Annotated in this window: 18 protein-coding genes; 14 read left to right on the top strand and 4 right to left on the bottom strand. The window is 59.5% G+C overall.

Annotated features, from left to right (window positions below; genetic code table 11):
• Position 1 precedes the first annotated feature (1 nt).
• Positions 2-2,323, top strand: a complete 2,322-nt coding sequence (locus tag VZP09_RS06575; RefSeq protein WP_328794968.1) for a helix-turn-helix domain-containing protein — start codon at positions 2-4, stop codon at positions 2,321-2,323.
• Here the strand turns inward: VZP09_RS06575 and VZP09_RS06570 are convergent.
• Positions 2,290-3,132, bottom strand: a complete 843-nt coding sequence (locus VZP09_RS06570; protein ID WP_004140254.1) for a helix-turn-helix transcriptional regulator — start codon at positions 3,130-3,132, stop codon at positions 2,290-2,292. The genes VZP09_RS06575 and VZP09_RS06570 overlap by 34 nt on opposite strands.
• 107 nt (positions 3,133-3,239) lie before the next feature.
• On the opposite strand from VZP09_RS06570, the gene VZP09_RS06565 reads away from it, so the two are divergent.
• The 6 genes from VZP09_RS06565 (at position 3,240) to sapF (ending at position 9,767) form a co-directional block, all read left to right on the top strand.
• Positions 3,240-4,148 carry an SDR family oxidoreductase gene (locus tag VZP09_RS06565; RefSeq protein WP_020802465.1) on the top strand — a complete coding sequence of 303 codons (909 nt, stop codon included), beginning with the start codon at positions 3,240-3,242 and terminating at the stop codon, positions 4,146-4,148.
• A gap of 333 nt (positions 4,149-4,481) precedes the next feature.
• On the top strand, positions 4,482-6,125 hold the full coding sequence (gene sapA / locus VZP09_RS06560) for an ABC transporter substrate-binding protein SapA (protein ID WP_328794967.1): 1,644 nt from the start codon (positions 4,482-4,484) through the stop codon (positions 6,123-6,125).
• Positions 6,122-7,087, top strand: a complete 966-nt coding sequence (gene sapB, locus VZP09_RS06555) for a putrescine export ABC transporter permease SapB (RefSeq protein ID WP_002901816.1) — start codon at positions 6,122-6,124, stop codon at positions 7,085-7,087. Before sapA ends, sapB begins: the two co-directional genes overlap by 4 nt.
• Positions 7,074-7,964: a putrescine export ABC transporter permease SapC gene (gene sapC, locus VZP09_RS06550; protein ID WP_004151901.1), complete on the top strand. Its 891-nt coding sequence runs from the start codon at positions 7,074-7,076 to the stop codon at positions 7,962-7,964. The genes sapB and sapC overlap by 14 nt, the downstream gene beginning before the upstream one ends.
• A complete protein-coding gene (sapD, locus tag VZP09_RS06545; protein ID WP_004140266.1) occupies positions 7,964-8,956 on the top strand; it encodes a putrescine export ABC transporter ATP-binding protein SapD in 993 nt (330 codons plus the stop codon). Before sapC ends, sapD begins: the two co-directional genes overlap by 1 nt.
• Before the next feature lies 1 nt (position 8,957).
• Positions 8,958-9,767 (top strand): putrescine export ABC transporter ATP-binding protein SapF, encoded by an 810-nt coding sequence (gene sapF, locus VZP09_RS06540; protein WP_004140269.1) that lies wholly within the window; start codon positions 8,958-8,960, stop codon positions 9,765-9,767.
• Between the two features lie 44 nt (positions 9,768-9,811).
• On the opposite strand, the gene VZP09_RS06535 is transcribed toward sapF, so the two are convergent.
• Positions 9,812-11,191 carry a purine-cytosine permease family protein gene (locus VZP09_RS06535; RefSeq protein ID WP_004151902.1) on the bottom strand — a complete coding sequence of 460 codons (1,380 nt, stop codon included), beginning with the start codon at positions 11,189-11,191 and terminating at the stop codon, positions 9,812-9,814.
• Between the two features lie 247 nt (positions 11,192-11,438).
• Here VZP09_RS06535 and VZP09_RS06530 point away from each other — a divergent pair, with 247 nt between their 5' ends.
• From VZP09_RS06530 to osmB, 7 genes are all read left to right on the top strand, one after another.
• On the top strand, positions 11,439-11,981 hold the full coding sequence (locus tag VZP09_RS06530; protein ID WP_004152967.1) for a HutD/Ves family protein: 543 nt from the start codon (positions 11,439-11,441) through the stop codon (positions 11,979-11,981).
• A gap of 198 nt (positions 11,982-12,179) precedes the next feature.
• Positions 12,180-12,968: an enoyl-ACP reductase FabI gene (gene fabI, locus VZP09_RS06525; RefSeq protein ID WP_004140277.1), complete on the top strand. Its 789-nt coding sequence runs from the start codon at positions 12,180-12,182 to the stop codon at positions 12,966-12,968.
• Between the two features lie 190 nt (positions 12,969-13,158).
• On the top strand, positions 13,159-14,316 hold the full coding sequence (locus VZP09_RS06520) for a CMD domain-containing protein (RefSeq protein WP_004151905.1): 1,158 nt from the start codon (positions 13,159-13,161) through the stop codon (positions 14,314-14,316).
• Positions 14,317-14,397: 81 nt separating this feature from the next.
• A complete protein-coding gene (locus VZP09_RS06515) occupies positions 14,398-16,332 on the top strand; it encodes an exoribonuclease II (protein ID WP_004176468.1) in 1,935 nt (644 codons plus the stop codon).
• 158 nt (positions 16,333-16,490) lie between these two features.
• Complete coding sequence (locus VZP09_RS06510) at positions 16,491-16,670, top strand: YciZ family protein (protein WP_002901786.1); 180 nt, start codon at positions 16,491-16,493, stop codon at positions 16,668-16,670.
• A gap of 71 nt (positions 16,671-16,741) precedes the next feature.
• On the top strand, positions 16,742-17,491 hold the full coding sequence (yciT, locus tag VZP09_RS06505) for a DNA-binding transcriptional regulator YciT (RefSeq protein WP_002901785.1): 750 nt from the start codon (positions 16,742-16,744) through the stop codon (positions 17,489-17,491).
• Positions 17,492-17,766: 275 nt separating this feature from the next.
• The gene (gene osmB, locus VZP09_RS06500; RefSeq protein ID WP_002901783.1) at positions 17,767-17,985 is read left to right on the top strand and encodes an osmotically-inducible lipoprotein OsmB; all 219 of its coding nucleotides are present in this window, start codon (positions 17,767-17,769) and stop codon (positions 17,983-17,985) included.
• Positions 17,986-18,116: 131 nt separating this feature from the next.
• Here the strand turns inward: osmB and yciH are convergent, their stop codons facing one another.
• The gene (gene yciH / locus VZP09_RS06495) at positions 18,117-18,443 is read right to left on the bottom strand and encodes a stress response translation initiation inhibitor YciH (RefSeq protein ID WP_004210732.1); all 327 of its coding nucleotides are present in this window, start codon (positions 18,441-18,443) and stop codon (positions 18,117-18,119) included.
• On the bottom strand, positions 18,443-19,180 hold the full coding sequence (gene pyrF / locus VZP09_RS06490; protein ID WP_032438556.1) for an orotidine-5'-phosphate decarboxylase: 738 nt from the start codon (positions 19,178-19,180) through the stop codon (positions 18,443-18,445). Before pyrF ends, yciH begins: the two co-directional genes overlap by 1 nt.
• Positions 19,181-19,361: the final 181 nt, after the last annotated feature.

Below are 19,361 nucleotides of genomic sequence, written 5' to 3'. Positions count from 1 at the left end.
TGTGGAGCACCATGCAGGCGACTTTAGCGTCACCGTACGCGATGTGCGTCAGCTGACCCAGCCGGAAAGCGATCTGCTGACGCTGCTGTGGGTACTGGAGGGAAGCGTAAATCTGGCGGTGGCCGAAGGTGCGTCGCAGCCGCTCGCCGCCGACGGGCTGGCGATCGTTAACCGCAACCGTCGCTGGAGCCTGCGCAGCGCCGGGGCCAACGCCGTGATGATCCTCACCCTCTCCGCCAGCTGGCTGGCCCGCCTCGATAATGCCTTTTTTGCCGTCGATTACCAGATAACGCCGCGCACCCGGGATGCCGATGACGGCCTGCGCCGCCTGATGCGCCAGCTGCTGGTGAGCGGCCTGGTCAATCATCCTGGCCATTACCGACTGGAGGCCAACCGCTGGCTGAGTGAGATAGCGCTGCTGCTGGCCACGCGCTTTAGCCAGCCCATCGCCTCCACGCCCCGACGCGATACCGAAAAATGGAGCCGGAGAATAGCCAGCGTGGTGGCGCGGATCGACGCTAACTATCAGCGTCGCCTCTCGTTGCAGGAGGTGGCGGCCGCGGAATTTGTCTCCGAGGCCTGGCTGTCACGCTTATTTCGCAAAGAGGTCGGGGTAAGTTTTGTCCAGTACCTCACCGCGCTGCGCCTGCGCCACGCCGCCGACCAGCTATTAACCACCCGCAAAACCGTCCAGCAAATCGCCCGCGAACAGGGATTCGCCAGTACGCGAATGATGAGCGATTTGTTTAAGCGCCAGCACGGCGTGACGCCGCGCCAGTATCGTGAACAGCATCCTCTGGAGCTTGCCAGACCGCGCCCGCCGCAGGCCGATCGCTGGCAGCCGGTGGCGGCCGACCGACTGTATGCGCGACTCAATGAGCCGGAACCACGCGACCGGGAAAGCCCCCCCCTGCCGATCAACCCACCGCAGACCCGGGAGATCAATCTGCGCGATCGTCCAGCGCGCCCCGTAGCGCTGCGCCATACCCGGATGGTGGTGACCGTGCGCGAACTGGACGATCTGCTGCGCGCAGATGTGCGCCGGGAACTCGAACAGCTGCACCACGCCCTGCCGGTGTATGCCATCGATATCAACGATCCCTTTCTCAGCAGTCGGCTGTTCGGCACCGGCTGGGACGATCCGCAGATGGCCGGCTACGCCTGCTGGTACAACCTGCAGCAGATTTTTAGCTGGCTGGCGGCGATGGGCTGGCAGGTGATCCTGCACACCGGCGTCACCACCCGCAGTGACCTGCTGCAGCGCTTCCTGCAGCTCGCCGCCAACCATTTTCCGCCAGCCACGCTCAACAGCTGGCGCTTTGTCTGGCACTGGTCGCCGCAGGCCAGCGAAGCTGCGCGCCAGGCCGCCTGGCGGCAGCAGCGCGGGGTCCTTCATCGCCTGCTGCCGCAGCCGCAGCTGGGGATCTGGCACCGCTTTGCTCCCAGCGATCCCGGGAACGATCCGCTGTTCCACTCGCCGCTGCTGGCAGAGGCGGATTTTCTCGCCTGCCAGGCAGATGCCAACGAACAGCTGGATCTGGCCCAGGCAGACAGCCGCCGCCTGGCCTCCAGCGAACATTATCCGCTGCACAAGCTGCGGCAGATCCACAGCGCCCTGCGCCAGCGTCAGCTCAACCTGCCGCTGTGGCTGCTCTCCTGGAATACGCTGACCGGCGATACACGGGATACCAACGGCCGCTTTTTTCGCGGCGCGCTGCTGATGGATAATCTACTGGGGGTGGCGGACCAGGTCTGGCTGGCGGNCTTCTGGTTAAATTCAGGCCTCCAGGGCGAAGCTCGCGCCAACGGCAAGCTCGATACCTCCAGCCTGGCGCTGCACTATCTGCACGGCCTGCCGCGCCCGGTTTACTGGGTACTCTGGCTCTGGCGGCGGCTGCGCGGCGAGATCCTGGTTCACGATAAAAACCTGCTGCTGCTCCACCACCAGGGTCACTACCAGCTGCTGCTGCGCAATACGGTGGTCTACAATCCCTGGCTCTCCAGCGAAGCGGCCTTTATCCAGCGCTTCAGCCAGCCCTACAGCGTGCGGCTGCAGGGCCTGGATGGCAGCTGGCGCATCAAACAGCACCTGTTCGATCAGCACCACGGCGCGTTGTTCCCGCTGGTGGACGCCTTTCGCAGCCGCAGCGGCCCTGACGCCGAGGATTATCAGTGGCTGATGCATCAGGCCCGTCCGGCGCTCAGCGTGGATGAAGCCAGGCTCGATGGCTATTGGCTGCGGATCGACTCGCTGCAGAGCAATGCGCTGGTGCTGTATGAATTTACCCCTCAGCTCTCCTCAGGCGCGGATCCCGCCCCCTGAAGTAAACCGTGAATTTTCCGCTGGCTTTCCGTCGTTGCCGGATTAAAGACCAGCAGGGAAAGATCGGGACGGCCCTCCACGGCAAAGGAGGTAAATTCCAGGTCGAGCGGACCCATCTGCGGGTGATTAATGCGCTTATAGCCCTCGCCGTGGCCGGCGACGTCATGGCTTTGCCAGAAACGGGCGAACTCGACGCTCTGCTGGCTGAGCTCCGCGATCAACTGGTCAGTTTCTTTCGTGGCGCCCATCCGCGTGACGTCGGCGCGGAAGGCGTTGACGATAAGCTGCCCCACCCTCTGCCAGTCTTCCAGAGTGCAGCGGGCCTCCGGCCGGGTAAACAGGCGGCGCAGCACGTTGCGCTCCGCCAGCGGCAGTTGGCTGTAGTCGGTCAGCACCCTGGCCGCCGGCGCGTTCCAGGCGATGACGTCCCAGCTGGCGGTGCGGATAATCGCCGGAATGGTGAAAGCGTCAAGCACCCGCTGCAGCCGCGGCGTCATATCATCCGTCACCGTCAGACGCGTCTGCGGCGGATGGCCAAAGGCGAGAATAAACAGATGCTCGCGCTCCGGGGTGGTCAGCCGCAGACCGCGGGCGATCCGCTCCAGCACCTCGCGGGAAGGCGCCCCACCGCGCCCCTGTTCAAGCCAGGTATACCAGGTCGGGCTGATGCTGGCGAGCTGCGCGACCTCTTCGCGGCGCAGCCCCGGGGTGCGCCGGCGTCCCGCCGGGAAGCCAAACGTTGCCGGATCGAGACGCTGGCGGCGGGCGCGGAGAAAATCGCCTAAAGCATGGTTGTCAGAAGTGTTCATCATCTGCCTGTGGTTTCTGCCTGTTAGAATTTATACCCCGATAATGTCTCTACTTTTATAGTATGACATCGCAGGTAGGATACGCCTGAAACCCATTCAGGAGATCCATGATGCGTATATTTCTTACCGGCGCGAGCGGATTTATCGGCTCACGTATTCTTCCGGCGCTGCAGGCGTCGGGCCATCAGGTTATCGGCCTCGCGCGCAGCGAGAGCACCGCACAGGCCCTGAAGGCGGCCGGCGCCGAGGTGCATCGCGGCACGCTGGATGCCCCGGAGTCGCTGCTGGCTGGCGTCGGGAACGCCGACGCGGTGATCCATACCGCCTTCGACCACGACTTCAGCCGCTTTGCCGCTAACTGCGAGAAAGACCGCCAGGCGATCCTGGCCCTGGGCCAGGCGCTGCGAGGCAGCACGCGGCCGCTGGTGATCACCTCCGGCACGCTGATGGGCGACGACGGGAGCGGCGCCCCGGCCCGGGAGTCGTTCTTCAACTCAGCGCACCCCAGCCCGCGCACCGCCTCAGAGCTCGCCGGCCAGCAGTTGCTGGAGGCGGGGGTGGATGTCAGGGTGGTCCGCTTACCGCAGGTGCATGACACCGTGCGTCAGGGACTGCTGACCTGCTATATCGAACGCGCGGTCGCCAACGGGGCGGTAGCCCTGCGCGGCGAGGGAAGCAACCGCTGGTCAGCCGCCCATGTCGATGACGTCGCACGTCTGTATGTCAGCGCGCTGCTTCAGGGCGCGGCCGGCGAGCGCTATCATGCGGTGGCCGAAGAGGGGATCGCGTTACGCGATATTGCCGCGGTAATTGCCCACGGATTAAACCTGCCGCTGACCCACCTGGATGAGTCGCAGGTCGACGCCTGGTTCGGCTGGTTTGCGCCGTTTACCGCCCTTGACCTGCGCGCCAGCTCGGCATGGACCCGCGAGCGCTTGCAGTGGCAGCCGGTTGGCCCCGGGCTGCTGGAGGACCTGCAGAATATGGACTATCATAAAGTGACACTGTCACAATAATCGAAACACGCTCCCCCTGTATCACACCCGACGGGTACGGCTAGTCGCCCGTCGGGTCATCGGCTTTCTCCCCGCTATACTGAATCTATTCTCTAGCGTCCGCACGTCGTCGCCGTTTGGTCAACCGCGGCAAAACAGAGCTGACTGGCGATATCGGCGATAAAAAGTTACCATGTTTCACTATACAGACTCGGTTCCGCGACTATTTTAATCAATTGACTGAATACTATACGCACCCGGTAACCGCATTATCCCTCAGGCTTGTTGAAGGCGGTGGTGAATGTCTATTAATCTTAATAAGATAGAGTTCAGCTCTATAATCAAACAGAAAATATGCGCCTGAAATTGTCATCTCTCCTGGCAGCCGTTTCCCTGCTGTGTGGGCCAGCTTTTGCCGCCCCTGCGCTCCCCGACCGCGCCGATATCCGCGATAGCGGTTTCGTCTATTGCGTCAGCGGCCAGGTTAATACCTTTAATCCGCAGAAAGTCAGCAGCGGCCTGATTGTCGATACACTGGCCGCTCAGATCTACGATCGTCTGCTTGACGTCGATCCCTATACCTACCGGCTGGTCCCCGAGCTGGCGGAGAGCTGGGAAGTTCTCGATAACGGCGCCACCTACCGCTTTCACCTGCGCCGCCACGTCCCGTTTCAACGCACGGCGTGGTTTACCCCAACGCGGGACTTTAATGCCGATGACGTCATTTTTACCTTTGGCCGTATTTTTAACCGCGACCATCCGTGGCACAACGTCAACGGCAGCAGTTTTCCCTACTTCGACAGTCTGCAGTTTGCTGACAGCGTGGAGAGCGTCCGCAAGCTGGATAATCAGACCGTGGAGTTTCGCCTCAAGCGGCCGGACGCCTCGTTCCTCTGGCATCTGGCCACCCACTATGCGTCAATTACCTCTGCCGAATATGCCGCCCGCTTAACTCAGGACGACCGCCAGGAGCAACTGGATCGCCAGCCGGTTGGCACCGGCCCGTTCCAGCTATCCGATTACCGCTCCGGACAATATGTTCGCCTGCAGCGCCACCCCGGCTACTGGCGCGGCAAACCGTTGATGCCCCAGGTGGTGGTCGACCTTGGCTCCGGCGGCACCGGCCGCCTGTCGAAACTGCTGACCGGAGAATGCGACGTGCTGGCCTGGCCAGCCGCCAGCCAGTTGACGATCCTGCGTGACGACCCGCGCCTGCGCCTGACGCTGCGCCCGGGAATGAACATCGCCTGGCTGGCCTTCAACACCGCCAAGCCGCCGCTGGATAATCCTGAGGTGCGCCATGCCCTGGCGCTGGCGATTAACAACCAGCGCCTGATGCAGTCCATCTACTATGGCACCGCGGAGACGGCGGCGTCCATGCTGCCGCGGGCCTCGTGGGCCTACGATAATGACGCTAAAATTACCGAATATAATCCGCAGGAGGCCCGCGCCCGCCTGAAAGCCCTGGGGCTGGAAAACCTGACCCTCAAGCTGTGGGTGCCCACCAGCTCGCAGGCGTGGAATCCCAGCCCGCTGAAAACGGCGGAGCTTATCCAGGCGGATATGGTGCAGATTGGCGTTAAGGTGATTATTGTGCCGGTAGAGGGACGTTTCCAGGAGGCGCGCCTGATGGACATGAGCCACGACCTGACGCTCTCCGGCTGGGCGACGGACAGTAACGATCCGGACAGTTTCTTCCGACCGCTGCTGAGCTGCGCGGCCATCGCCTCGCAAACCAACTTTGCCCACTGGTGTAACCGGGAGTTTGACGACGTGCTGCAAAAAGCGCTGCTCTCGCAGCAGCTCTCCTCGCGGATGGACGCTTACAAAGAGGCGCAGCGGATCCTCGCCCGCGAACTGCCGGTCCTGCCGCTGGCCTCGTCGCTGCGGCTGCAGGCCTACCGCTATGATATGAAAGGCCTGGTGCTCAGCCCTTTCGGTAACGCTTCGTTCGCTGGCGTATCGCGGGAAAATACCGAAGAGGTGAAGAAGCCATGATTATTTTTACCCTGCGCCGTCTGCTGCTGCTGCTGATCACTCTCTTTTTTCTGACCTTTGTCGGTTTCAGCCTGAGCTATTTCACCCCTCATGCCCCACTGCAGGGCGCTTCCCTGTGGAATGCGTGGCTGTTCTGGTTTGAAGGGGTGCTGCACTGGGATTTCGGCGTCTCCAGCATTAACGGCCAGCTGATTTCTGAGCAGTTGCGCGAGGTTTTCCCGGCGACCATGGAGCTGTGCATCCTCGCCTTCGGCTTTGCCCTGCTGATAGGCATTCCGGTGGGGATGATCGCCGGCGTAATGCGCAATAAATGGCCCGATACCCTGATCAGCGCCGTCGCGCTGGTCGGTTTCTCGATCCCGGTCTTCTGGCTGGCGCTGCTCCTGACCCTCTTCTTTTCCCTGACCCTCGGCTGGCTTCCGGTCTCCGGTCGCTTCGATCTGCTGTATGAGGTGAAAAATGTCACCGGTTTCGCGCTGATCGACGCCTGGCTTTCGGACTCGCCGTGGCGCCATGAGATGATCGTCAGCGCCGCCCGGCATATGGTGCTGCCGGTATTGACCCTGGCGGTCGCCCCCACCACTGAAGTGATCCGCCTGATGCGCATTAGCACCAGCGAGGTGTATGACACTAACTATGTAAAAGCGGCCGCCACCCGCGGCGTGTCGCGACGCAAAATTCTACTGCGCCATGTGCTGCACAACGCCCTGCCGCCGGTGATCCCGCGTCTCGGCCTGCAGTTTTCCACCATGCTCACCCTGGCGATGATCACTGAGATGGTGTTCAGCTGGCCTGGACTGGGCCGCTGGCTGATCAACGCCATTCGCCAGCAGGACTACGCGGCGATCTCCGCCGGAGTGATGGTGATTGGCGCGCTGGTGATTATTGTCAACGTAATTTCCGATATTCTCGGTGCCATGGCTAACCCACTGAAACATAAGGAATGGTATGCCCTACGATAGCGTTTATCTGGAAAAGCGTCCGCCCGGCGCGCTGCGCACCGTATGGCGTAAGTTTTATGGCGACACCACGGCGATGATCGGTCTGTACGGCTGCGCGGGCCTGCTGCTGCTCTGCGTCTTCGGCGGCTGGTTCGCCCCCTACGGCATCGACCAGCAGTTCCTCGGCTACCAGCTGTTGCCGCCGTCGTGGTCGCGCTATGGCGAAGTCTCCTTCTTTCTGGGAACCGATGACCTCGGCCGCGATGTGCTGAGCCGACTGCTGAGCGGCGCGGCGCCCACCGTCGGCGGCGCTTTTGTCGTCACCCTCGGCGCCACGCTGTTTGGTCTGGTGCTGGGCGTGATTGCCGGATCGACCCACGGCCTGCGCTCGGCGGTGATGAACCATATCCTCGACACCCTGCTCTCCATCCCCTCGCTGCTGCTGGCGATTATCGTCGTCGCCTTTGCCGGGCCGCATCTCAGCCATGCGATGTTCGCCGTCTGGCTGGCGCTGCTGCCGCGCATGGTGCGCTCCGTCTACAGCATGGTCCACGATGAGCTGGAGAAAGAGTACATCATCGCCGCCCGCCTCGACGGCGCCTCGACGCTGAATATTCTGCTGTTCGCCATCCTACCCAATATCGCCTCCGGCCTGGTGACCGAGATCACTCGCGCCCTGTCGATGGCCATTCTGGATATTGCCGCGCTGGGCTTTCTTGATCTCGGCGCCCAGCTGCCTTCGCCGGAATGGGGAGCCATGCTGGGCGATGCGCTGGAGCTTATCTATGTGGCGCCGTGGACCGTGATGCTCCCCGGGGCGGCGATTATGCTCAGCGTACTGCTGGTCAACCTGCTGGGCGACGGTATTCGCCGGGCGATCATTGCCGGGGTAGAATAATGCCGTTACTCGATATTCGTCACTTAACCATTGAATTTAAAACCAGCGAAGGCTGGGTAAAAGCCGTCGATCGCGTCAGCCTGACGCTGACCGAAGGCGAAATCCGCGGCCTGGTGGGGGAATCCGGCTCCGGGAAAAGCCTTATTGCCAAAGCTATCTGCGGCGTAACCAAAGACAACTGGCGGGTCACGGCCGACCGCATGCGCTTCGATGACATCGACCTGCTGCGACTGTCGAACCGCGAGCGCCGGAAGCTGATCGGCCATAACGTGTCGATGATTTTTCAGGAGCCCCAGTCGTGCCTCGATCCCTCTGAGCGCATCGGCCAGCAGCTGATTCAGAGTATCCCCGGCTGGACCTACAAGGGCCGCTGGTGGCAACGGCTGGGCTGGCGCAAGCGCCGGGCCATCGAGCTGTTGCACCGCGTCGGCATTAAAGATCACAAAGATGCCATGCGCAGCTTCCCCTATCAGCTGACCGAGGGCGAGTGCCAGAAGGTGATGATCGCCATCGCCCTGGCCAACCAGCCGCGTCTGCTGATTGCCGACGAGCCGACCAACGCCATGGAGCCGACCACCCAGGCGCAGATTATTCGCCTGCTGACGCGGCTCAACCAGAACAACAACACCACCATCTTGCTGATCAGCCATGACCTGCAAATGCTCAGCAAATGGGCGGATAAAATCAACGTCATGTACTGCGGGCAGACGGTGGAGAGCGGGCCCAGCGAAGAGCTGATCACCCTCCCACATCACCCCTACACCCAGGCGTTAATCCGCGCGATCCCGGATTTCGGTAGCGCCATGCCGCATAAAAGTCGCCTCAACACCCTGCCTGGAGCGATCCCGCTACTGGAGCAGTTGCCTATCGGCTGTCGGCTGGGGCCGCGCTGCCCGTACGCCCAGCGCGAGTGTATCGAAACGCCGCGTCTTACCGGGGCGCGCAACCATCTGTACGCCTGTCATTTCCCGTTGAACATGGAGAAAGAGTGAAATGGTCGAAACATTGCTGGAAGTTCGCCAACTCAGTAAGACCTTTCGCTACCGCACCGGCTGGTTTCACCGTCAGACGGTTGAGGCGGTTAAACCGCTGAGTTTTACCCTGCGCGAACGGCAGACGCTGGCGATTATCGGCGAGAACGGCTCCGGGAAATCGACCCTCGCGAAGATGCTGGCGGGCATGGTGGAACCCACCAGCGGCGAACTGCTGATTGACGATCATCCGCTGACTTTTGGGGATTACTCCTACCGCAGCCAGAAGATTCGCATGATCTTTCAGGATCCGTCGACCTCGCTGAACCCGCGCCAGCGCATCTCGCAGATCCTCGATTTTCCGCTGCGACTGAATACCGATCTCGACGCCGAAGCGCGGCAGAAGCAGATAATCGACACCCTGCGCATGGTCGGTCTGCTGCCGGACCACGTCAGCTACTACCCCCATATGCTGGCGCCCGGTCAGAAGCAGCGTCTCGGCCTCGCCAGGGCGCTGATCCTGCGCCCGAAGGTTATCGTCTGCGATGAGGCGCTGGCCTCGCTGGATATGTCGATGCGCTCCCAGCTTATCAACCTGATGCTGGAGCTGCAGGAGAAACAGGGCATCTCCTATATCTATGTCACTCAGCACCTGGGAATGATGAAACACATCAGCGATCAGGTGCTGGTGATGCATAACGGCGAAGTGGTCGAGCGCGGCAGCACTGCCGATGTGCTGGCCTCGCCGCTGCACGACCTGACCCGGCGCCTGATCGCCGGCCACTTCGGGGAAGCCCTCACCGCCGACGCCTGGCGCAAAGACGGGAAATAGCTGGCAGGCAACGGCAGGGGCGGCCCTCACGCCGCCCTTGTCATTCAGGTGGAAGGGAAAAGACTCTGCGCCGGCAGCGACCGGCGGTCAAAGCGGCGCAGCGCGTAGTAAAGAACCCCGGTGCCAAACCAGCCTATTATCCATGAGACATCGTTACCGGCGAAGATCCACGTGAGCGAACCATGGAACAACGGGTTCTCAATGAACGGCAACTGGATAAGCACACCGACGATATACAGGGTGATCGCGTACAGGTTCCAGAACCCGTAGCGTTGCTGCGGGTCGCTTAGCGCCGGAATATCGATGGCGCCCTTCGAGATAAGATAATAATCCGTCAGACAGATGGCGCTCCACGGCACGAAGAACGCCAGCAGAAACAGAAGAAAATGCGTGAAATGCTTTAAGAAAGCGGGTTCGCTAAGCAACGCGATAATGCAGGAAGCCGTCACCATCAGCACCACGAATGCAATGCGACACTTTTGCGACAGCACGGTTTGCCGGCGGAAGGCGGAAACAATGGTGGTCAGCGACATAAAGCTGCCGTACGCATTGAGGGTAGTGAAGGTAATTTTACCAAAACAGATGGCGAAATAGATAACCATGGCCATCGCCTGACTCTTACCTAATCCCACCAGATAGCTCACCTCGTGCCCAGGGAACGCGCTGCCGGCAATGGCCGCTGTCAGAACCCCGAGCGTCATCGACGTTTGGGTACCCAATACGGTGCCGAAAAACACTGAGCACCACGTTTTCGTGGCGGAAACATCGCGTGGCAGGTAGCGCGAATAGTCGGATACATAGGGGCAAAAAGCGATCTGCCACGATGAGGAGAGCGATACGGCTAATAAAAACGTCGGCAGCGAAAAATGGTTATTGTGCGCGAGCGCACTGAGATCGGCCGAAAGTAGCAGCGTGATGAACATATAAACGAAGGCGAGAATTCCGACGATACTCGCCAGTTTGCCCAGCTTGTGGATCACCTTATAACCGAGGACGGCGATAACGATAATAATCGCACTGAATATCAGCATCCCGGCTACATGGCTGATATTCAGTAGTTTAGCCATTGCCTGCCCGGCCAATACGGTGCCGCTGGCAGAAAAACCGATATACATGACGCAAACCAGCACCAGCGGCACCACCGCGCCAAAAACCCCAAACTGGGCGCGGCTAAGGATCATTTGCGGAAGTCCCAGTCGCGGTCCCTGCAGCGCATGCAGAGACATCACCGCCGCCCCCAGCATCTGACCGACCAGAAGCCCGACCAGAGACCACACTACATCGCCGCCCAGCACAACGGCTAAAGCGCCAGTGACAATCGCCGTAATTTGCAGATTGCCGCCAAACCAAAGGGTGAACTGGCTAAAAGGGTGTCCATGCCGTTCGCTTTCCGGGATGTAATCAATCGACCGCCTTTCACTCATTCCAGCATAATTGCTCTTTGACTGCCCGTCTGTAGACGAAAACGAAGACATAGATTCCTCACTCAAGTTATTAATATCACCTCACTCAATCGTTCTTGTATATACAAGCATTGACAACTCACCGCCTTGCATGCACTCTCATTTTGTGACGAATATGTAAAATATTTGTATTGCAGAAAGTTACTAAACTAGCTCAAGGCGGTGCTTATTGTTGACGCCGGAAGCGATTAACTAAGGTATGCTGCCCATGATGGTCCCTTTTCAACTTTCGACGCTCCCCGTCACGCCGTGGAAAAACGGCGGCGGAGAGACGCGCGAAATCATCTGCGTACCCGCTCCAGATGCCCCTTTTCTCTGGCGAGCGAGTATTGCCACCCTGCAGGCGGATGGCCCTTTCTCCCCCTTTCCTGGCGTCGACCGGGTCATTACTCTGCTGGCGGGGCAGCCGCTACGGCTGTGTGGCGAGAATATCGACCAACCGCTGGCGCTCTGGCAGCCGTGGGCTTTCCCCGGCGAATGGGCGCTGTCCAGCGTCGGGATCGTTGCGCCAGGGCTGGACTTCAATATCATGACTCAGCGCGGGCGCGCGTCGGCGACAGTTCAGGTCGTTAGCGACCTGCAATGCCCTGCCAGCGAGGGGGTCGCTTATGTTCTACAAGGCGAGTGGGATCTGGCCGGGCGACGCTGCGCGGCCGGCAGCGGCCTCTGCTGGCGCGGTGGATCCCCGCGGAATCTGCGTCCCGTGGGCAGCAATGGACGCCTGCTGCTGGCGGAGATCGCGCTCAAATAATCGTCAGGAGAGATGATATACTGCAGCTATCGCGATGTACTTTTGCCCCGCGCGGCGCGGACCGGCTGAAAAATATCGTGACACAAGGGGTCGTCAGTGGGATATAATTCCCGGCTAAATTTGAGTTATTTTGAAATAACAATGTTAACGTTATGATTGTTAAAGTAAAAATAAGCAATAACGATAAGGATTAAAGCTATGGGTTTTCTTTCCGGTAAGCGCATTTTGATCACTGGCGTCGCCAGCAAACTGTCCATCGCCTACGGCATCGCGCAGGCAATGCACCGCGAAGGCGCGGAACTGGCATTCACCTATCAGAATGAGAAACTGAAAGGTCGCGTAGAAGAGTTTGCTGCCGCGCTGGGTTCTGACATTGTGCTGCCGTGCGACGTTGCTGAAGATGAGAGCATCACCGCGCTGTTCACCGAGCTGGAAAAAGTCTGGCCAAAATTCGATGGTTTCGTCCACTCAATCGGTTTTGCCCCGGCTGACCAGTTAGACGGCGACTACGTTGACGTTGTCACTCGCGACGGCTTTAAAATCGCGCACGACATCAGCGCTTACAGCTTCGTGGCAATGGCCAAAGCCTGCCGCGGCATGCTGAACCCGGGTTCGGCTCTGCTGACGCTCTCCTACCTGGGCGCAGAGCGCGCGATCCCGAACTATAACGTGATGGGTCTGGCCAAAGCCTCTCTGGAAGCTAACGTCCGCTATATGGCTAACGCCATGGGTCCGGAAGGCGTTCGCGTCAATGCCATCTCTGCCGGTCCTATCCGTACGCTGGCCGCGTCCGGTATTAAAGATTTCCGTAAAATGCTGGCGCACTGCGAAGCGGTCACCCCGATCCGTCGCACCGTCACCATTGAAGATGTGGGTAACAGCGCAGCCTTCCTGTGCTCCAACCTGTCTGCGGGGATCTCCGGTGAAGTCGTTCACGTTGACGGCGGGTTCAATATCGCCGCCATGAACGAGCTGGAACTGAAATAAGTTCCTTCCCCTCCTCGCCCCGGTGAGGAGGGTTCTTCCATCCCCCACGCCTTACGCCCCACCTGTTATTCCAATCGGCTATTTGTTAGCACGTATCAATATTTTCTCCTGCTTCCGGGTTACGCCAGGATAGTTCTGCATAAACGATCCGCGGAACGGCGGTTCGCCACATACCGAACAAGGAAAGCCCATGGAGCCACGCCGCGTGAATGGCAAAAATCACTGGTATCACGAAACCCAGTCAACAATCTGCCCGGTGGATGTCCTGCCGCTCGTCCCTGAAGCCGCCCATGTTGAAGACCGCTTTTTGCTGGACCTGACGCTGCCGGCCGCCTGGCTACGTGCCCACGCTGACTGGCTACACCCCGCACGCCAGCTGGCCGAACTGCTGTTTCCCGACCAGGTGGCGGTGAGTCGCCTGCAGACCTTTACCGCTTACGATCGACTCAGCACCGCGCTCACCGTCGCCCAGGTCTACGGCGTCCAGCGGCTGTGTAACCACTACGCCGCCCGCCTTGCTCCCCTGCCAGGCCCCGATTCCTCGCGCGAGAGCAACCGTCGTCTGGCGCAAATCACGCAATATGCTCGTCAGCTTGCCGGTTCGCCCTCGGTTATTAACGCTCTCTCCCGTAGCCAGCTGGACGAAGTGGGCTTAACCAGTCGGGACATTATTCTGTTCAACCAGATTATCGGATTCGTCGGCTTCCAGGCGCGGGCGATTGCCGTCCTGCAGGCGGCCCAGGGCTTTCCGGTGCGCTGGATCCCCGGTATGCCCCAGCAAGAGGAGGCACCCGCGGAGCTGTTCGCCCCGCCGCCGGGAGCATGGCAGGCAGACATTGCGGATCCCGACCTGCAGTATGCCGATGATGAGCGTCAGCGGCGCATCGCCGGCTGGCAGTCGCTGCCCGGTCTGGGCGAGCTGGCGCCGCTGCTGGCCTGCGACCCACAGTTATTCGCGCCTCTGGAGACCTTGATCCGCCAGCTCAGCACGGATGATACCTTTGGCCCGCAGGTCGCCTTACTCACGGCGCGCACCAATGGCAGCCCCACCTGCTTTGACGCCTGGCTCCCCCACTGGCAGGGTGAAGAGGAGTTCGCCAGCCATCTGCGGGAGGGCGACCAGGCCCTCCATCACTGGCTCCAGCAGCATCCTCAGGCCCGGTCTCTCGTGACCGCGGTGCAGCTGTTAACCCGCTCGCCTGACCGGTTTAGCGCCGCCCAGTTAACGCCCCTCGCGGAATATCGACTCTCTGAGCAACAAGCAATCGATCTGTTGATCTGGAGCGGGCTGTGCGGATGGATGAATCGTCTGAAAATCGCCCTCGGCAATGTGCGTCAGCAGACGTAAATTGCTGAAACAGCGCTTGCTGCGGCAGGCATATTCGCGTAAAAATGTCAGCCGCTCTTTTAGCCACGAAAATACCTAATTATGTTTCAGGATAACCCGCTGCTAGCGCAGCTTAAACAGCAACTGCATTCCCAGACGCCGCGCGCGGAAGGGGTCGTTAAGGGCACGGAAAAGGGCTTTGGCTTCCTCGAAGTGGACGCTCAGAAGAGCTACTTCATTCCGCCGCCGCAGATGAAAAAAGTGATGCATGGCGACCGTATCGTCGCGGTGATCCATTCTGAAAAAGAACGCGAAAGCGCCGAGCCGGAATCGCTGGTTGAGCCCTTCCTGACTCGTTTTGTCGGTAAAGTCCAGAAGAAAGACGATCGCCTCGCTATCGTTCCTGACCATCCGCTGCTGAAAGACGCCATTCCCTGCCGCGCCGCCCGCGGCGTTGAACACGATTTTAAACAGGGTGACTGGGCCGTCGCCGAGATGCGCCGTCATCCATTAAAAGGCGACCGCGGGTTTTACGCGGAGTTGACCCAGTTCATCACTTTTAGCGACGATCACTTCGTCCCATGGTGGGTAACCCTGGCGCGCCATAATCTTGAGAAAGAGGCACCGGACGGCGTCGCCACCGAGATGCTCGACGAGGGGCTGACGCGCCGCGACCTAACCGCCCTCGACTTCGTCACCATTGACAGCGCCAGCACCGAAGATATGGACGATGCGTTGTATGCCGAATCCACTGCTGATGGCAAACTGCTGCTGACGGTCGCCATTGCCGACCCGACCGCCTGGATTGCCGAAGGCAGCAAGCTGGATAACGCCGCAAAAGTGCGCGCCTTTACCAACTATCTGCCGGGCTTCAACATTCCAATGCTGCCGCGCGAGCTGTCGGACGACCTCTGCTCCCTGCGCGCTAACGAAGTGCGCCCGGTGCTGGCCTGCCGGATGACCCTGGCGGCCGATGGCACCATCGAAGACAATATCGAGTTCTTTGCCGCCACCATCGAATCGAAAGCCAAGCTGGCCTATGACGACGTCTCTGACTGGCTGGAAGGCCGCGGCAGCTGGCAGCCGGACAGCGAGGCGATCGCGCAGCAAATTACGCTGCTGAAGGACGTGTGCCAGCGTCGTAGCGAATGGCGTCAGACCCATGCGCTGGTGTTCAAAGACCGTCCGGACTACCGTTTCGTTCTCGGCGAAAAAGGCGAAGTGCTGGATATCGTCGCGGAACCGCGTCGCATTGCCAACCGCATTGTCGAAGAGTCGATGATCGCCGCCAACATCTGTGCCGCCCGCATTCTGCGCGACAAGCTCGGCTTCGGCGTTTATAACGTTCATACCGGTTTCGATCCGGCGAACACCGAGCAGTTGGCCGCCCTGCTGAAAACCCATGATGTGCACGTCGACCCGACGGAAGTGCTCACCCTGGAAGGGTTCTGCAAGCTGCGCCGGGAACTGGACGCTCAGCCGACCGGTTTCCTCGACAGCCGCATTCGCCGCTTCCAGTCGTTTGCGGAAATCAGCACCGAGCCGGGCCCACACTTTGGTCTTGGGCTTGAAGCCTATGCCACCTGGACCTCGCCGATCCGTAAGTATGGCGACATGATCAACCACCGTCTGCTGAAAGCCATCATTAAAGGCGAGACCATTGCGCGTCCCCAGGATGAAGCCACCGTGCAGATGGCGGAGCGCCGTCGTCTCAACCGGATGGCCGAGCGCGACGTCGCCGACTGGCTGTACGCCCGTTTCCTCAACGATAAAGCCGGGACCGATACCCGCTTCGCGGCGGAGATCATCGACGTCAGCCGCGGCGGGATGCGCGTGCGTCTGGTGGACAATGGCGCGGTCGCCTTTATTCCGGCCCCGTTCCTCCACGCCGTGCGCGACGAACTGGTGTGCAGCCAGGAGAACGGTACCGTGCAGATCAAAGGTGAAGTAGTCTATAAAGTGACTGACGTTATCGATGTCACTATCGCTGAAGTTCGCATGGAAACCCGCAGCATTATTGCGCGTCCGGCGGTCTGACGCCCCTTCACAGCGGTTCCTGCGGGAACCGCTGCTTCTTTCCTCTCTATCCAGCCATTTCCGTCGCACCGATTAAGGTTGTGCGTTTTTTTCGCTTCTCTTTTTCATTCATTTTTAGCATCATTGATTTCATTCGTTTTTGTTACCAGGATAATGCCATGTCAGATGTGAATGCCCACCTGCTCGCTCAACGTATCGATACCGTGCTGGATATTCTGGTTGCCGGTGATTACCATTCTGCGATCCATAATCTGGAGATCCTCAAAGCGGAGCTGCTGGCGCTGGCGGCGGACGATGCTGAACAACAAAACCAACCCAAGGCGCCCTGGGAAATCTGAATATCAGCCATGCCGCAGCCGGCCATATGGACCGGTTGCTCGCCATATAGCCCCCTAACAGTGATGTTGCTATGAACGCCCGACAACAAAGTATTTTGCAAGTGGTCATCGATAAAGGCCGCATGAGCGTCGCCGATCTGGCGAAGATGACCGGTGTCTCTGAGGTTACTATTCGTCAGGATTTGAATTTGCTGGAAAAGCAGAGCTATTTGCGCCGTACTCATGGCTATGCCGTACCGCTGGACAGCGAAGATGTCGAAACCCGCATGATGACCCATTTCGCCATTAAGCGTGAGCTGGCCAGCCGGGCTGCGGCGCTAGTGAATACCGGTGAAACGGTATTTATCGAAAACGGCAGCAGCAATGCCCTGCTGGCGCGTACGCTGGCCGAGCGCGGCGATATCACCATCATTACCGTCAGCAGCTATATCGCNCATCTGCTGAAAGAGACCCCAGGAGAGGTGATCCTGCTGGGCGGAATTTATCAGAAACGCAGTGAGAGTATGGTCGGTCCGCTAACCCGTCAGTTCATCCAGCAGGTGCATTTCAGCAAAGCCTTCATCGGGATCGACGGTTGGCAGGCGGAAACCGGCTTTACCGGCCGCGATATGATGCGTGCGGACGTGGTGAACGCCGTGCTGGAGAAGCATTGTGAGGCAATTATTCTTAGCGACAGTTCAAAATTCAGCGCGGTACATCCCTATCCGCTCGGTCCCGCCGGCCGCTTTAATCGCGTTATTACCGACGATCGCTTACCGGACGCCTGTCGCGAACAATTGCTCCGCAGCGGCCTGACCGTCGATATCGTGCCCTACATCTGATCCTCCGCCGCCCCATCTCCTGCCAAAGCGCCGGAAGGGGCGCTTTATCGCTCTGAGAGTATTCCGAGCCGCTAATTAAGACTTTTTACCTGACGATAAATTTTAAAAAAAGTAAAATTATTATTAGCGATATAACAGGAAGTGACTATCACCTGCGTGATTTTCGTGACACCTGCGCACCTTAACTTCATGGAATTGCCCTAAAGCTGCTTTATCAGGCTATGCTTAGAGGAGCGCTGTAATCCATGAATAGATTATTCAGGAGAAAAAAAATGATGACTTCAACGAGCAAAAAAATGGCTGCTGTCGTTCTGGCTGTCACTGTAGCAATGTCTCTGAGCGCTTGCTCTAACATGTCTAAACGCGATCGTAACACGGCTATCGGTGCTGGCGCCGGCGCTATCGGTGGTGCGGTGTTAACTGACGGTAGCGCGCTCGGTACCCTGGGTGGCGCAGCAGTCGGTGGTATTATTGGTCACCAGGTCGGAAAATAATTTAATTATCTGACGAAATAAAAGAATAATTCACACGAATTGACTTACGCACGTTAAATCATTCAAGGCCGCGGCATTTACCGCGGCCTTGTTATTTCAACCAGACCATTGGAGCAGAGGGAAAATAGCGATCAGCCACCGGCTAACTTGACCTTCATCCCTTTCGCCTCAAGCAGCGACTTGAGTAAATCCCGCTTATCGCCCTGGATCTCGATCACGCCATCTTTCACCGCGCCGCCGCAGCCGCATTTCTTTTTCAACTCTGCCGCCAGAGCGGTTAGCGCAGCATCGTCGGTATCAATCCCGCTAATCAGACAGACGCCTTTGCCCTTGCGGCCGCTGGTCTGGCGCTGGATCCGCACAATGCCGTCGCCTTTCGGGCGCACCGGCGCCGGTTTCGCCTCGTCGATACGCCCGGTTTCGGTGGAGTAGACCAGACGGCTGTTGGAATCGCTCATTATGCCCCCTTGCGCAGAGAATCGTTGATCGCCCGCAGCGTCGCGGCTGGATCCGCCGACTGAGTAACCGGGCGACCAATCACCATATAGTCTACCCCAGCTTCCTGAGCCTGCTCAGGAGTCATAATTCGCCGCTGATCGCCAGCGTCGCTGCCCTGCGGACGAATCCCCGGGGTCACCAGCTTAAACGCCTGCCCCAGCTCATGCTTAAAGCGCACCGCCTCCTGGGCTGAACACACCACCCCATCAAGGCCGCAGCGTTGGGTCAGTGCCGCCAGCTTCGCCGCGTAGTCAGCCGGAGATAAGGTAATGCCCAGATCCTGTAGATCGCTGGACTCCATGCTGGTGAGCACCGTGACAGCGATCAGCAGCGGCGCATCTTTGCCAAACGGCAGCAGCGCTTCGCGCGCGGCGGTCATCATTCGCGCGCCGCCGGAAGCATGGACATTCACCATCCATACGCCCAGCTCAGCCGCTGCGGCCACCGCGCGGGCGGTGGTGTTGGGAATATCGTGAAACTTAAGGTCCAGGAACACCTCAAACCCACGCTGATGCAGATCGCTAACAAACTGCGGGCCCAGCAGGGTGAACATCTCTTTGCCCACCTTCAGGCGGCAGTCGCGCGGGTCGATGCGGTCGACAAATGCCAGCGCTTTATCGCGATTATCATAGTCGAGCGCAACCACAACGGGAGAGGATGTGACAGCGCGGGAAGATGGGATAGCTGTAGACGTCATGACCAGACCTTAGTGTTGATGGGCGCCGGGGTGGCGCAAAAAAGGTAAACGGGCAGCATTCTACCTGTGAAGCGAACAAAATAACAGACTGCCGTACCTGCCCTGACCGGACGATGGCGCTGCCGAGGCCGCGCCTGGAGAGGAGTGAAGCGATAAGTATGTTGTAACTAACGGAGGGCTT

The organism is Klebsiella sp. EMBS2024 (assembly GCF_036233805.1).
Taxonomy (GTDB): Bacteria; Pseudomonadota; Gammaproteobacteria; order Enterobacterales; family Enterobacteriaceae; genus Klebsiella; species Klebsiella pneumoniae.
Note: the sequence above shows the minus strand (reverse complement) of the source record. Positions and strands in the feature narration are given on the sequence as shown.

Coding starts and splice junctions, on each gene's coding strand:
- VZP09_RS06570 (WP_004140254.1), bottom strand. CDS start 3,132: ATGAACACTTCTGACAACCATGCTTTAGGCGATTTTCTCCGCGCCCGC.
- VZP09_RS06565 (WP_020802465.1), top strand. CDS start 3,240: ATGATGCGTATATTTCTTACCGGCGCGAGCGGATTTATCGGCTCACGT.
- sapA (WP_328794967.1), top strand. CDS start 4,482: ATGCGCCTGAAATTGTCATCTCTCCTGGCAGCCGTTTCCCTGCTGTGT.
- sapB (WP_002901816.1), top strand. CDS start 6,122: ATGATTATTTTTACCCTGCGCCGTCTGCTGCTGCTGCTGATCACTCTC.
- sapC (WP_004151901.1), top strand. CDS start 7,074: ATGCCCTACGATAGCGTTTATCTGGAAAAGCGTCCGCCCGGCGCGCTG.
- sapD (WP_004140266.1), top strand. CDS start 7,964: ATGCCGTTACTCGATATTCGTCACTTAACCATTGAATTTAAAACCAGC.
- sapF (WP_004140269.1), top strand. CDS start 8,958: ATGGTCGAAACATTGCTGGAAGTTCGCCAACTCAGTAAGACCTTTCGC.
- VZP09_RS06535 (WP_004151902.1), bottom strand. CDS start 11,191: ATGAGTGAAAGGCGGTCGATTGATTACATCCCGGAAAGCGAACGGCAT.
- VZP09_RS06530 (WP_004152967.1), top strand. CDS start 11,439: ATGATGGTCCCTTTTCAACTTTCGACGCTCCCCGTCACGCCGTGGAAA.
- fabI (WP_004140277.1), top strand. CDS start 12,180: ATGGGTTTTCTTTCCGGTAAGCGCATTTTGATCACTGGCGTCGCCAGC.
- VZP09_RS06520 (WP_004151905.1), top strand. CDS start 13,159: ATGGAGCCACGCCGCGTGAATGGCAAAAATCACTGGTATCACGAAACC.
- VZP09_RS06515 (WP_004176468.1), top strand. CDS start 14,398: ATGTTTCAGGATAACCCGCTGCTAGCGCAGCTTAAACAGCAACTGCAT.
- VZP09_RS06510 (WP_002901786.1), top strand. CDS start 16,491: ATGTCAGATGTGAATGCCCACCTGCTCGCTCAACGTATCGATACCGTG.
- osmB (WP_002901783.1), top strand. CDS start 17,767: ATGACTTCAACGAGCAAAAAAATGGCTGCTGTCGTTCTGGCTGTCACT.
- yciH (WP_004210732.1), bottom strand. CDS start 18,443: ATGAGCGATTCCAACAGCCGTCTGGTCTACTCCACCGAAACCGGGCGT.
- pyrF (WP_032438556.1), bottom strand. CDS start 19,180: ATGACGTCTACAGCTATCCCATCTTCCCGCGCTGTCACATCCTCTCCC.